Here is a 12998-nt window from a genome sequence, read left to right on the forward strand (position 1 = left end):
CACCTCCCCCGTTTCCTGATAGCCGCCCACCCGCCGTCGCAGCGAAGCGGGTCAAGGTGGAGCGCCCTTCGATAGCGCGCCAGCGCTTCGACGGCGACGACCTTGACGCGCGCAGCGGAGACGGCCACCATCAAGCGGCAGGAAAAGGGGGAAACCACCCGCACAAGACCAACACCCCCACGGGCAAACCCCACCCAACAGACCCCCACCCACCCATGCCTGACCCCATCCACCCATACCTGACCCCACCCACCCGTACCTGACCCCACCCACCCAACAAACCCCACACCCCTGTCCGGTCAGTGCACCTAGGCCACGTTTCAACAGGATGCGGCGGGGCCGGGGTCGGGGCGGGGGCGTGCGGCAGGACGCGGTGGGGCACGCGGCCGGGCACGAAGTCCGGACGCGCTCAGTTCTGGTGCTCGACCATCTGGTGCTCGACCACCGGTGTCCGTGTGGATTCCTCGCCCTGCTTGGGCAGCCAGCGCAGGGCGAGCAGCGCGACGGCGAACGACGCGGCGCTCGCGACGGCCGCGGCGACGTGCATCCCGCTCAGGAAGGCTGTTCGGGCGCCCTCGGCCATGGCAGCGGACAACCCTGGGGCGTCCAGCGTCTCGGTCAGGGTTTCCGCCACGTCGGGCCCCTGTAGGCGAAAGACCAGTGCGGCGGCTGACCCGAGGAGGGAGACACCCAGCGCGTTGCCGAGTTCGTTACTGGTCTCGGCGATGGCGCCGGCCGATCCCGCGCGTTCCTTGGGTACGGCAGAGACCGCTGTCTCGGCGACCACGCTGAACGAGATGCCGTAGCCGACGCCCGCGATGACGGTGGAGGCGATGAACCAGGCGACTCCGGCCTCGGTGGTGGCCGGGAGTAGCAGGGCGAGCCCGGTACCGACCAGCAGGTGCGAAGCGGCGAGCGCGGTCCGCTTTCCGAACCGGTGGAAGAACTTGGGCGTCGCGATGCAGGTCACGGTGAGTGTGAGGGCGCCCGGAACCGCCAGCATCGCCGCGGTGAGGACGTCGAGGCCGAGGACTGACTGGAGGTAGATGCCGGTGAGGTAGCTTGCCGCGGACCACACGAAGAGGGACAGCAGCCCGGTGGCGATTGCGAGGGAGAAGACGCGCTCCCGGAACAGGGAGAGGTCGAGCAGGGGGTGTTCGAGCCCGCGCTGCCTGCGGAGGAACCACCACAGGAGGCCGACTCCGACCACCGCCGTGGCGCCTTGGGACCAGGCGAGCCCGTGTCCGGCGGCGTCCTTGACGGTGTGCACGGTCAGCAGCAGGCCTGCGGTCGACAGGACCACGCTCAGCGCGTCCACCCGCCCGGGCCGGACGCCGCGCACCTCCCGCAGGACGAGGGGCGCGAGCACGAGGAAGGCCAGGACGACGGGGATGTTGATCAGGAAGACCGATCCCCAGGCGAACGTGCTCAAGAGCAGTCCTCCCGTGGCCGGGCCGATCGCGATACCCGCGGCGAACGTCGCCGCGAAGAGCCCGATCGCCTGGGCCCGCTGTCTGGGGTCGCGGAAGAGTTCGCTGATCACCGCGAGCCCCGAGGGCAGGAGGGTGGCTCCGCCCAGTCCCATCAGCGCGCGGAAGGCGATGAGTGCCTCCGGGGAGGGTGACAGCGCCGCCCCGACCGACCCCGCGCCGAATACGGTCGCGCCGATCATCATCAGTCTGAGGCGTCCGTAGCGGTCCCCGATGCTGCCGAAGGTGATGAGCAGCGAAGCGACGACGAACCCGTAGATGTCGAGGATCCACAGGGACTGGTCAGCTGTGGGGGAGAGGGCGTCGGTGATGCGGGGCATCGCGAGGAAGAGGATGGAGTTGTCCATCGCGACCAGGAGGACCGGGCCCAGGACGACGGCCAGGCCCAGCCAGGAGCGGCGGCTCGTCCGGTTCCCCGGAGAGCGGGACGTGAGTTGTTCATTCATGGATCCGACAGTGGCCGCCGCTCCGAGAACCAGCCAGAGCCGTGCCGTGGGTATCCCTGACAGGTGCAGGCGCCACCGAGCCGTCCGGACCTACGATCGGGGTATGGAACTCGAGAGCCTCGGTACCTACCTCAGAAGCCGACGGGACCGTGTCACCCCCGACGACGTAGGCCTGCGCGTGTACGGTTCGCCGCGCCGCGTTCCCGGGCTGCGGCGTGAGGAACTGGCCCAGCTCGCGGGGGTCAGCGCCGGGTATTACACGAGGTTGGAGCAGGACCAGGCGGGCACGGCCTCAGTGCAGGTGCTCGACTCCCTGGCCCGTGTGTTGCGGCTCGACGAGGTCGAGGTGGTCCACCTGCACAACCTGGCGGGCCGCCCGCCGGTGGCGCGCCTGGTCCGGCCGCGGCCCGAGGAGCCGCACCCGCGGGTCCTGGCACTGCTGGAATCCCTCGGGGAGGGGGCACCGACGGTCCTGCTGGGCCGCCGAGGCGACATCCTGGCCTGGAACCGCGCCGGGCACGCCCTGACCGCCGAACACTTGGACTTCGACGCGCCGACCGATCCCGAGAACCGTCCGTCGGCGCCTCGGATGTTCTTCCTCGACCCGCTCACCCGCGACCTGCACCGCAACTGGGACGAGCTCGCCGTGGTGCACGTGGCCTACCTTCGCCTGACCGCCGGTCGGCACCCCACCGACGGGCGTCTGGCCGAGCTCATCGGGGAGCTGATCATGCGCAGCCCCGAGTTCGCGGCACTGTGGTCCGAGGTGGACGTGCGCGACTGCACTGTCGGGACCATGCGCCTCCAGCACCCCACCGTGGGCGCGTTGGACGTCGACTACCAGTGCTGGCTCCAGCCCGACAGCCCGGACCACCGGCTCGAGGTCTACACCGCCCGCTCCGTCTCCGACCGCGACGCCTTGCGGCTCCTGCCGATCCACCGCTCCGGGGAGTCGAAGCCGGCGCGTTCCGGCGGCACACACTTCAGCCGCTGATGTTCTCGGCGAGGGCGTCCAGGAGGTCGGCGCGGCGGTCCGGGTCGTTCTGGGCGTCCCGCCAGCGTTCGGGTACCGGTGGACCCTCCTCCAGGAGACGGCACAGGAGCGTGTCGAGTGCGCCGGGTGGATCGGCGTCGAAGGCCGCCCGGTGGGCCTGGGCCCGGGCGGTGAGCTCGTGGGCCAACCAGCTCAGCCACCGTTGTTCACTCTCCTGGAGGACCTCGGTCCGAGGGGCGTCCTCACCGTAGGTGCTGTCGGCACCGGGAGGCTGGGCGGGGACCGGGGTGTAGGGCGCGCTCCGGGACCGGCCTCGGGCGCGTTGCACCAGGGCGAAATGGTCGGGCATGCGCAGGGCCATTCTGCTGAGTACCCCGGTCAGGCGGCGGGCCACGTCCTCGCCGCTCAGGTTGGGCAGCAGCTGGCGCAGGAGCAGTCGGCGGCGCTGGTCGGCGGTGCGGCCGGGGTCGGCGTCACGCCCGGAGGCCAGTTCGGCGAGCTTGCGCAGCAGGTAGTCGCCGGTGGCGGTGGAGACCATCGGTGGTTCCTTGACCGTGGTGAGAGACCGGCCGTGCAGGTCGGCGACGGGCACGGCGCTGCCGTCCTCAGTGAAGGAGACGGACTCACCGGGGTGGATGTCCTCGGGTAGGTCGGCGGCCGGGTTGCCCCATCCCGCGGTGAGTACCAGCAGGGCCAAGGCTTCCTGCTCGATCACGTCGGTGGCGATCCGGGCGACGTCGCGCCTTTGGGCCCAGCGGCGGGGGCGTTCGGAGAAGATGCAGCGGAGCTGGCCGCCCTGGCCGCGGTGCGGGTAGACGTGGCGCAGGTTCTTGTAGGAGCGGTCGCGGCGCACGTCGTCCAAGGCGTCGCGGAGCCGGTGCGCGGCGCCGCGGTCCACGCCCCTGTCGTCGGGCAGGGCGCGGGCCATGCGCATGGCGACGACGCTGTGCGGGTCACCGGCGTGCTCTGGGCACGGGCAGTGTTCGACACACAGCTCGACGTAGTCGCAGAACTGTTCGGAGTGCCCGGCGCAGTCCTGTGCGGTTCCGTCCGCGGAACATGCTCCGCAACCCAGTGCACGCGTGAAGACGTGCAGGAAGGCGGTGGAACGGAACAGCCCCCAGGCGGAGCATTGGTGTTCACTCACGAACTCTTCTCCCCGAGTGATTCGGGGCGGGGACGTTCCCCAGCCCTTCCGGGGAGACGCGCTGACGAGCTGTGAGTCCTTCGGTGACACTCCTGCGTTAACGGGAGGTCATACAACAAAATAGGTCCGTTGGTGCTGAACTGTCAATTGGCGACCATGATCCTGAAAAAGACCGCGAGTGTAATTATTGGATTAAACGGTCATAGGCCACAGGTGTCTCAGAATGAACAGGGGTTTTCGCTCCGAAGAGATCCCCGTGCCCGATCCCGACCCCGCCCCCCGCCCCCTGGCCCCCGGCCTCCGGGGCCGGTGTCCGATCCGGTGTCCGAGAGACTGCGGTGAGGGCCTCGGAACGGGGGGGCGGCGCGGAGGGCCGGACAGCGTGGCCGAGCGCCATGGATCGAGAAGAACGGGAGACCGAGCGGATGCCCGTGGTCAATCTGACGCCGCATGAGGTGAGAATCGTCGACGAGCAGGCGCGCGTGATCCGGAGCTGGCGCAAAGCACCGGATCCGGCCCGGGTCGAGGCGGTGCGCACCCCCCTGAACCCGGTGGAGGGTCTGCCCCTCCTGGCCGAGAGGCGCAGCCGCGCGGTCCTGCCCGAGCCGAGGGAGGGGGTGTGGTACATCGTCTCCTCCGTCGTGAGCTCGGCCCATCCGGAGCGGGACGACCTACTGGTGCCCTCCGATTTCGTGCGGGACGACAGGGGGATGGTCACCGGCTGCCGTTCATTTGTGCTCACGTCACCGAAGGGGCGTCCACCAGCGCGCGAACCGGAGAAAGCACTCACTTGATCCATTCCGGGCGTGGTTGAGTAATCTGGCCCCTGCTCCTGTCGCCCGGAAACGGCCGGAAAACGGCTCGTTCCCACCCGTGTGGGAAAGGAAACCGTGGACGAACCCCGAGTCGCCGTCGTCCTCGTGGGGCAGAACCCCACCCCGGCCCTGCTGGCAGCGCTGACCCTGCCCGTCGACCAGCTCATCCTGGTCTCCAGTGACGGCACCCTGATGGTCGCACGCCGGGTCGCCGACGCTGTCGAACGCCTCGCCCCCCGCCTCTCCGTGCGTGTGCTCAGCGTGGGCCCGGACCCGCACGACCCCCGTCCGGTCACCGCGCTCCTGGATTCCGTCCGCCGCGCGCTCTCCGGGCGGCCCTGGTACCTCGACTACACCGGCGGAACCAAGGTCATGAGCGTGGCCGCCGCCCTGCACCACGAGAACGCGCTTCCGCCCGTGGCCCGCCGCTGGCGCCACTACCTGGACCCCCGCGTCGATGTGCTGCGCACAGCGGACACCACCCGCTCCGGGCGCCCGGTGCACGGCCGAGGCGTGGACTTGCGCACGCTGGCCGCGATCCACGGGGCCCACTGGTTGGACGACCGCGACCCCGAACCCGTCCGAAGGTTCCTCGAAGGCGGTACGGGCGCCCTGGCCGACGCGTTCCCCCGCCTGCCCGAAGGCGAGCGGAACGGGATCGCGGCCGAGGGGCGCGTTCTCGCCCATCTGAGGCGCCTGCTGAGCGGACGGTCCGACACGGAGGTCCTCGGCGCCCGACGCGTCGCCGACCCCTTCCGCCGTGGCGGTTCGATCGCGGACTTCGACGTCCTGGTCCGCTACCGGCACCGCGTGCTCTGCGTGGAGGCCAAGACGCGTGCCGAGGACGTGGTCGCCCGCGCCGGGTGGACCGTGGCCAAGGCCCGCCGGGTCTTCGGCAGCGCCACCCAGGTCCTTTTCGTCTACGCGGGCCCCGTCGTCTCCGAGCTGCGCGAGGAGATCACCTCCTACAACCCGGCGCTGTCGGCCCGCCACGTCCACACGTGGAACCTGGACATCCTGCTGGAGCGGGTGACCTCCTTCGACGAGGTGCGCGACAGGTTCTTCCCGGTCCGGGCCGCCGCGCCCCCACCCGGGCCCCGCGGCGCGGCCGCCACGTCCGAACCCGCAACCCGTGTGCCCGCACGGCCCTCCCGCCACCCGGGCCCGGACGACGGGCCTTTGCTCGTCACACCGCTCGGTGGAAGCAGACTGGGCACGCTCGCAGCCGTGCACGCGCACCGCCCGGCCCGCACCCTCGTGCTGCCCTCCAACCAGAGCCTGCGCGCCAAGGTGCGCGACGCGGTCGCCCGCACGCTGCATGCGGCTGAACACCCGGACGGCCCTCCGGCCGACCCCGACACCCTGCGTTCCGAGGGCTACCGGAACCGGGTCCGGCTGGCCGCCGACCCCGTGGACGGTTACGACGCCGACGCCGTCGCGGCGGTCGCCCTCGAGTGGATCGAGCGGGAGCGCGGGGAAGGCCAGCCGGTGGCCGTCGACATCACCACCGGCACCAAGGCCATGAGTCTGGGACTGGCCAAGGCCGCCCGCCTCAGCGGAGCCTGTGCCACCTACCAGCGGGCCCGCGACCGGTCGGTGGTCTGCCTGAGGCACGGCCGGAGCGAACTCGAGGGACGCGCCAGCATCGACTGGCCGCTGGTGCTGTCCGGTTACGAACCCTTGCCGTCCGAGGGGGCCGCGCCGCCGGATGCCGGGGCCCTGTCGGGTCTGGTCACCGGCCCCGCGCGCGACCAGGTGGACGTGGCACTGCTCGACCTGGCCGCCGACGAGCTCCGCACCGCGGCCACGGGCCGGTGCCGGGTGTGGTGGGACGCCTCCCTGGCCGACCCGGACTCCTTCCTGACCGCGCAGGAGCGGCCCAGTCTGGTGCTGACCTTCGACGACCGCGCGGTGGGCCTGACCGCTCCGGCCCGGAGCCGGAGACGCACCTTCGACGGACCGCTGCGGGACGTACGTCCGGGCGCGTGGGCCCAGAGCGTGTTCGCTGCGACACTGCACCTGAACGTGCGCTGTGATGTGGCCGGTACGGTCCTGGGCCTGACCAGGCCGGGAGGCGACGTGTCGCGCGCGGGGGAACTGGTGGACTGGATTGCCCAGGTCGACGCGGGCGATCGGACCGACCCGGCCGAACACGCTCCCGGCCTCTGCTTCGGTGAACCCCTGCGTCCCCTGGTCTTGGCGGTGGACCCGAACCGCCCCCCGGAGCTGCTGCGTACGGACGCCTCCAAGCTCTGACCCCGGGGCGATCCGTCCGCCCGACCCACACCCCGCCAATCCGCGCCCCGCCCCCGTGCCCCGCACCGGCCGGTGCGCCAAGATGGGGGCGGGGCGCGGCGGCCTGGCCGCGCGGGATCGAAGACGGCGGAATATGCGGTACACGGGCGGTTGGGTCCTGGCAAGCGCGGCGGTGTTCTTCCTCTCCGGCTGCGTTCCGGGGGCGGAGGAACCCGAGCCCCCACCCGTGGACAGCGTCGACTGGACACCCTGCTTCTCCGACTCGGAACTGGACGAAGCGCCCGAATGGGGCGGCGACCCGGACTGGCTGGAGACCCTGGAGTGCGGGACCGTCGCAGTCCCGCTCGACCACGGCGATCCCGAAGGCGCCACCGTCGGGCTGGCCTTGGCCCGGCAGCCCGCCAGCGGCCGCGCGGACGAGCAGATCGGTTCGCTGGTCCTCAATCCGGGCGGACCCGGCGAGCCCGGTGTGGAGATGCTCGACTTCCCCTTCCTGGACGACGACGTGCACGCCGCCTTCGACGTGGTCTCCTTCGACCCGCGCGGGGTCGGCGAGAGCGAGGGCTTCGCCTGCGGCGACTGGTACGCCATGGACGAGGCCCGCCGGGGCGTCGCCGACCCCGAGAACGTCACCGACACCGACCTCGCCGCTCTGGAGGACACCGCCAGGGACTACGCGGACAGCTGCGCGGAAACGGTGGGGGAGGAGTTCCTCGCCAACATGGGCACCGTCAACGTGGTCCGCGACCTCGACCTGGTCCGCGAGGCCCTGGGCGATGAACAGCTCACCTACGCCGGCTTCTCGTACGGCACCCATATCGGCGCCCTGTACGCGGAGATGTTCCCCGAGAACACCCGGGCCCTGGTCCTGGACGGCGCGGTGGAGACCGAACGCCCCAACGTCGAGATCGCCGCGGAGCAGGCCGACGCCTTCCAGGGCACTTGGGACCAGTTCGTCGCCGGTTGCGTACGGCGCGGTGACTGCCTCTTCAGCGGCGAGGACGCGGCGGACGCCGAGATGGGCGGGCTCCTGGATCGGCTCGACGACGACCCGCCCGAAGCCCGGGGCATGCCGGTGGACGGGTCCGCCCTGTTGGGGATGGTCAGCATGGAGCTCTACTACGAGGCGGCCTGGGACGAACTGGCCGACACCCTCGCCGCCTTGGACGAGGATCCGGAGGGTGCGGGGCCCCAGCTGGACCGCCTCTACGACAACACCTTCGGCCAGTACGAGGAACGCGACGCGGACGAGGGCGAGCGGGACCCCGTTCCGGGCTCCGGGGAGTTGGACTCCGAGGCCGCCCTCACCGCCGTGAACTGTGCGGACCGCTCCGACCCGACCGACCCCGAGGTGTACCGGGACACGGCCGAGCGGGTCGCCGGGGAAGCGCCGTTCTTCGGTACTGACCTGGTGTGGGAACAGCTGCCCTGCGCCTACTGGGCCGATACCGAGGAGGCGCCGACCGGGTTCACCGCCCCCGACGCGCCGCCGATCCTCGTGGTGGGCACGGTCGGTGACCCGGCCACCCCCTACGCGTGGGCCGAGGAGCTCAGCGACCAGCTGGCGACCGCGGCCCTGCTCACGTATGAGGGTTCGGGGCACACGGTCTACGGCTACGGCAATCCCTGCGTCGACGAGGCGGTCGACGCCTACCTCCTGGAGGGGGACGTCCCGGAGGCCGGGCACTCCTGCCCGCCGTGGTGACACCCCTGGGAGGCCCGCGGCTGGTAAAGAGCAGAGGAACGCACTGTTTACCCGTGCGCCGGAATGTGCACCACAGCTACACGCATGATCACTCAGAGTATTGAAGCCTCGGTGTTTCCTTGCTGTGAAGGAGGGTGTGCGGGTGCGCTGCACGGGCGGACGGGCTCTCGCTGCCGCGGTTCTGACGGCGGTCATGGTCGCGACCACGGGGCTGGCCCCGGCCGACCAGAAGGACGGCGAACTGCCCTTCTACGGACAGGAGATCGACTGGGAACCCTGCTTCACCGCGGAGGAACTCGCTGGGGCCGACCCCACCGAGGGTGATCCCGACTGGACGTCCCGCCTGGAGTGCGGAACCCTCACCGTGCCCGTGAACCATGGAGACACCGACGGGGAGACCCTCGACCTGGCCGTCATCCGGCACCCGGCCCAGGGCCCCGCCGAGGTCCGCCAGGGCTCCTTGGTGTTCAACTTCGGCGGCCCCGGAGGTCCGGGCGTCGAACCGATGCGCTCCGGTCCGCTGTCCGTCGGCAAGGAGGTGCGCGACTCCTTCGACCTGGTCTCCTTCGACCCGCGCGGCGTCGGAGGGAGCGAGGGGTTCATCTGCCCCGGCTGGCGGTCCATGGAAGGGCCGCTGGCGGACGTCCGAGGCGTCGAGCCGGCGGACGTCACCGACGCCCAGCTGCGCGCCCTGGCGGAGGGCGCCCGCGACCACGCCCGCAGCTGTGTGGAGGAGGTGGGGGAGGAGTTCCTCGCCAACATGGGCACCGTCAACGTGGTCCGCGACCTCGACCTGCTCCGCGACGGGCTGGGGGACGCTGAGCTCAGCTACGTCGGATTCTCGTACGGCACCTACATCGGGGCCCTGTACGCGGAGATGTTCGCCGACCGCACCCGGGCCATGGTCCTCGACGGGGCTGTCCAGGTGGAGCGGGACGCCGTCGCCGACGGGGTGGAACAGGCCGAGGGGGCCCAGACGGCCTGGGAGGTTTTCGTCGGCTACTGCCTGGACGGGGCTCCCGAATGCCCGTTCACCAGCGCCGACGCGGCCACCGCCGAAATGGAGGAGATCCTGGCCGCCCTCGACGCGGAGCCGTTCGCCATCGCGGGGCAGAAGGTTGACCGGGACGCGCTGCTCAGTCTGCTCCGGCAGTCGCTGCAGGGCGAACAGAACTGGCCGAACGACGCGCGCTTGCTTGCCCGGATGGCCGAAGGGGAGTCCGATGACGAGTTCGTCCGGAACTACCTGAAAGGCCCTATCACCAGGGAAGAGGCACGCCCGGGAGCCGAGGAGTCCGCGTTCGCCGCCGTGCAGTGCGCCGACCACGCCAACCCCGACGACCCCGGCGCCTACAGGGACGGTGCCCAGCGGGCCGCGGAGGGCTCCCCGCTCTTCGGCGGCGACGGGGTGTGGCCGTTCCTGCCCTGCGCTTACTGGCCCGACACCGAGATCGCCCCCACCGGGCTGACAGCCCCGATGGCGCCGCCGCTCTTGGTCGTGGGTACCCGGGGCGATCCGGCCACCCCGTACGTGTGGTCCGAGGAGCTGGCCGGTCAGCTCACCTCCGCGACCCTGTTCACCTACGAGGGCGGCGGACATACCGCTTACGCGGGCGGGCGCTCCTGCGTGGACGGCGTGGTGGACGCCTACCTGCTGCGCGGTGAGATCCCCGCGGAGGATGCTTCCTGCCCCAGCGAGCTCTGAGCCGCCGCACCCAGCTCCCTCGCCGGGGTGAGCACACTCCCTCCCAAGGGGGAAGCGGAGCCGTTCCGGACCGGGAAGACTCGGAGGCGAGCGGAGACAGCGGGGGAGAGGACCGGCGATGAGCCAGAGTGAACGGGACGCCACGGGGGACGGCCCGGTAGGCGGTCCCACGGGGACACCACCCGGTTGGCTCGCCCGGTCCGCGGCCGCGGCGGGGCTACTCCTCGGGGCCGGACACCTGGGGGTCACCGGCGGGCCCGTGGTCACGGGGCTACAAGACCCCTCACCAGGCTTCCTGGCCTGGGTGTTCGTGCCGGTGGCCATCGCCCTGGCCTGCACGGTCGCGGCAGTGGAGCTCGGGCGTTCCGGGGCGGGACGGCGCCCCGGGATGCTGTGGGCCTGCGGGGCGGCGGCGGTCCTCATGCTTGTGCTCACCGTCGTCGGGTTCGCGCCGCTGGCCTTCGGCGCGAGCCCGGCGTCCCTCTTCCTCGGGCCCGGCCCCTATGCCCTGCCCGGCGCGGTGCTGTTCACGGCACTCACGGTCAGTGCCCTGCGGACGCGGGGCCGAACGCCTCTTCCGGCGGGTCCAGCCGCGCCCTCTCCCGGCAGCGCCCCGGGGGGCGGTCGAACCCGCGCTTGAACGCGTTGGCGAAAGCGGACTTCGAGGTGTACCCGACCCGCGGGGCGATCGCGCTCAGCGGGGCGTCCGTCTCGCGCAGAAGCCGCGCTGCGGTGGTCATCCGCCACCAGGTCACATAGGCCAGCGGCGGCAGTCCCACCAGCGCGCTGAACCGCCGGGAGAAGGCGGCCCGGGACAGTCCGGCCCGCTCCGCCAGCAGCGCCACCGTCCACGGGCGGACCGGATCGTGGTGCACGGCCTGGATCGCCGCGTACACCGCCGGGTCGCGCATGGCGCCCGCGAAACCGCAACCCACGCCCTCGCCCTCGCCCGTGGAACGCGCCTCTTCCAGGAAAGTGCGCAGGATGTAGACGAGCAGCATGTCCAGCAGGTGCGGGACCAGTGTGTCGCTCCCGGGGCGGTTCGTTCCCAGTTCGCGGCCGAGCAGTCCGACCGCCAGCGGCAGCTCCGACTTCTGCCCCACCCGAGCGGGCAGGTGCACCACGGAGGGGAGCCCGGTGAGCAGGGGATGCGGTCGGGTGGAGCCCACGTGGTAGAAGCCGCCCACCGTGACACAGGCCGGTTCCCCCGCCCCCACGTTCCCGGCGGCGGTCGCGCCGAACCGTTGGAAGGGCGACGCGAACCCGTCCGAACTCTTCAGGTTCGGTATCGGCTCACCCGCTTCGGGCCGCAGGAGATCGCCCCGCTCCCGTAGGAAGTCGACACAGTTCAGGTCGAGAGGCGCAACAGTGGGGTCGCTGGCGAGGGCGTGTGTGCGGCCACGAGGCAGGAAGAGCACGTCACCTGCGCCCAGCTGGACCGGAGCCCGGTCGTCCAGCAGCAGCCAGCACGAACCCTGCAGCACCACCTGGAACCCGGCTCCGCTCGATGCCTCAGCCGCATCCGAGAATCGCATGCCCCAGGGTGCGTACCACTCGACCCGGGCCGAACGGGGCCGGCCGGTGCGCAGGGTCGAGACGACGTCACTGAGAACATCCATACCGCCACAGTATCCAAGCTCACCCGACTCGTGGACTTCCGCGTATACAGCAGAGCCAATGACGCATAGGAAGTCTCGTCAAAGATTCGTACGGTCATCCTTGTACCTGCGTCAAAAGGGGAAAGAACCATGACCGAGTCGCGCATCGGAACCAGCACCGCCCGCAGCACCCCGGCCTCTTGGCGGCCGCGCCTGGCCGCGGTGGCCGCCGCCACGGCCGCCAACATCGTCCTCGCCCTCCTCGCACCGCTGTTCGGCGCGGATCTGGAGGTCGCACCGCCCGGCCAGGACCGGATGCCCCTGTCGTTCGTCGACTTCGCACTCTTCAGCGCCGCGTTCGGCCTGATCGGCTGGGGCGCCCTGGCCGTGGCCGAACGCCTCTTCAGCGCCGGTCGCGGGCGCCTGGTGTGGACCGCCGCGGCGGTGCTCTTCACGGTGGTGTCCTTCGTGCCGTCCCTGAACGCCGGGGCAACGCCCGCGACCGCCGCCGTGCTCGTGTTCTCGCACGTCGTGGTCGCCGCGATCGTCATCCCCGTGTTCTGGCGCAGCTCCCGGGCCGCCTGAGCCCGGGGCCGTGCGCGTATACTCCGGGCATGGCCGACACACACGCAGTGGAGCGGGCCCCCTTCAGGGCCGCCCCCGGGCTGTGCCGGTCTGCTACAGCCGCGACGGCCCCCGCGACCGGACCCTCCAAGGTCACCTGGTCGACCTCCACCCTGCGCGAGGCGCCCGAGACCGGCCTTCGCGCCCTGCACGGCCACGGTTAGCGACCTCACTTCCGACGCGCCGGGGCCCAGGCGCCCCCGTCCGCGTCACACCGT

Annotated in this window: 11 protein-coding genes; 8 read left to right on the top strand and 3 right to left on the bottom strand. The window is 71.4% G+C overall.

The window, feature by feature from the left end:
• Window positions 1-409: 409 nt before the first annotated feature.
• Window positions 410-1936: an MFS transporter gene (locus ACYVD1_RS10645; RefSeq protein WP_460770817.1), complete on the bottom strand. Its 1527-nt coding sequence runs from the start codon at window positions 1934-1936 to the stop codon at window positions 410-412.
• 103 nt (window positions 1937-2039) lie between these two features.
• On the opposite strand from ACYVD1_RS10645, the gene ACYVD1_RS10650 reads away from it, so the two are divergent.
• Window positions 2040-2930 carry a helix-turn-helix transcriptional regulator gene (locus tag ACYVD1_RS10650; protein ID WP_460770819.1) on the top strand — a complete coding sequence of 297 codons (891 nt, stop codon included), beginning with the start codon at window positions 2040-2042 and terminating at the stop codon, window positions 2928-2930.
• Here the strand turns inward: ACYVD1_RS10650 and ACYVD1_RS10655 are convergent.
• The gene (locus tag ACYVD1_RS10655; RefSeq protein ID WP_460770821.1) at window positions 2920-4077 is read right to left on the bottom strand and encodes a hypothetical protein; all 1158 of its coding nucleotides are present in this window, start codon (window positions 4075-4077) and stop codon (window positions 2920-2922) included. The two genes, ACYVD1_RS10650 and ACYVD1_RS10655, sit on opposite strands and share 11 nt — an antisense overlap.
• 425 nt (window positions 4078-4502) lie before the next feature.
• On the opposite strand from ACYVD1_RS10655, the gene ACYVD1_RS10660 reads away from it, so the two are divergent.
• From ACYVD1_RS10660 to ACYVD1_RS10680, 5 genes are all read left to right on the top strand, one after another.
• Window positions 4503-4871, top strand: a complete 369-nt coding sequence (locus ACYVD1_RS10660) for a hypothetical protein (protein WP_460747124.1) — start codon at window positions 4503-4505, stop codon at window positions 4869-4871.
• Between the two features lie 96 nt (window positions 4872-4967).
• Window positions 4968-7148 carry a CRISPR-associated protein gene (locus tag ACYVD1_RS10665; protein WP_460770824.1) on the top strand — a complete coding sequence of 727 codons (2181 nt, stop codon included), beginning with the start codon at window positions 4968-4970 and terminating at the stop codon, window positions 7146-7148.
• Window positions 7149-7281: 133 nt separating this feature from the next.
• A complete protein-coding gene (locus tag ACYVD1_RS10670; protein WP_460770826.1) occupies window positions 7282-8853 on the top strand; it encodes an alpha/beta hydrolase in 1572 nt (523 codons plus the stop codon).
• 193 nt (window positions 8854-9046) lie between these two features.
• On the top strand, window positions 9047-10558 hold the full coding sequence (locus ACYVD1_RS10675) for an alpha/beta hydrolase (RefSeq protein ID WP_460770829.1): 1512 nt from the start codon (window positions 9047-9049) through the stop codon (window positions 10556-10558).
• Between the two features lie 118 nt (window positions 10559-10676).
• Window positions 10677-11198 carry a hypothetical protein gene (locus ACYVD1_RS10680; protein WP_460770832.1) on the top strand — a complete coding sequence of 174 codons (522 nt, stop codon included), beginning with the start codon at window positions 10677-10679 and terminating at the stop codon, window positions 11196-11198.
• Here ACYVD1_RS10680 and ACYVD1_RS10685 read toward each other — a convergent pair.
• Window positions 11101-12177 carry an AraC family transcriptional regulator gene (locus ACYVD1_RS10685; protein WP_460770835.1) on the bottom strand — a complete coding sequence of 359 codons (1077 nt, stop codon included), beginning with the start codon at window positions 12175-12177 and terminating at the stop codon, window positions 11101-11103. The two genes, ACYVD1_RS10680 and ACYVD1_RS10685, sit on opposite strands and share 98 nt — an antisense overlap.
• 129 nt (window positions 12178-12306) lie before the next feature.
• Between ACYVD1_RS10685 and ACYVD1_RS10690 the strand changes: the two genes are divergently transcribed.
• The gene (locus tag ACYVD1_RS10690) at window positions 12307-12741 is read left to right on the top strand and encodes a DUF6069 family protein (RefSeq protein WP_460770837.1); all 435 of its coding nucleotides are present in this window, start codon (window positions 12307-12309) and stop codon (window positions 12739-12741) included.
• A gap of 29 nt (window positions 12742-12770) precedes the next feature.
• A complete protein-coding gene (locus tag ACYVD1_RS10695; RefSeq protein WP_460770840.1) occupies window positions 12771-12944 on the top strand; it encodes a hypothetical protein in 174 nt (57 codons plus the stop codon).
• The last annotated feature ends 54 nt before the right edge of the window (window positions 12945-12998 follow it).

Source organism: Nocardiopsis nanhaiensis (assembly GCF_054778635.1).

Excerpts from the sequence above, each read along its gene's own strand:
- ACYVD1_RS10650 (WP_460770819.1), top strand. The coding sequence starts at position 2,040 with ATGGAACTCGAGAGCCTCGGTACCTACCTCAGAAGCCGACGGGACCGT.
- ACYVD1_RS10680 (WP_460770832.1), top strand. The coding sequence starts at position 10,677 with ATGAGCCAGAGTGAACGGGACGCCACGGGGGACGGCCCGGTAGGCGGT.
- ACYVD1_RS10670 (WP_460770826.1), top strand. The coding sequence starts at position 7,282 with ATGCGGTACACGGGCGGTTGGGTCCTGGCAAGCGCGGCGGTGTTCTTC.
- ACYVD1_RS10685 (WP_460770835.1), bottom strand. The coding sequence starts at position 12,177 with ATGGATGTTCTCAGTGACGTCGTCTCGACCCTGCGCACCGGCCGGCCC.
- ACYVD1_RS10690 (WP_460770837.1), top strand. The coding sequence starts at position 12,307 with ATGACCGAGTCGCGCATCGGAACCAGCACCGCCCGCAGCACCCCGGCC.
- ACYVD1_RS10660 (WP_460747124.1), top strand. The coding sequence starts at position 4,503 with ATGCCCGTGGTCAATCTGACGCCGCATGAGGTGAGAATCGTCGACGAG.
- ACYVD1_RS10675 (WP_460770829.1), top strand. The coding sequence starts at position 9,047 with ATGGTCGCGACCACGGGGCTGGCCCCGGCCGACCAGAAGGACGGCGAA.
- ACYVD1_RS10645 (WP_460770817.1), bottom strand. The coding sequence starts at position 1,936 with ATGAATGAACAACTCACGTCCCGCTCTCCGGGGAACCGGACGAGCCGC.
- ACYVD1_RS10695 (WP_460770840.1), top strand. The coding sequence starts at position 12,771 with ATGGCCGACACACACGCAGTGGAGCGGGCCCCCTTCAGGGCCGCCCCC.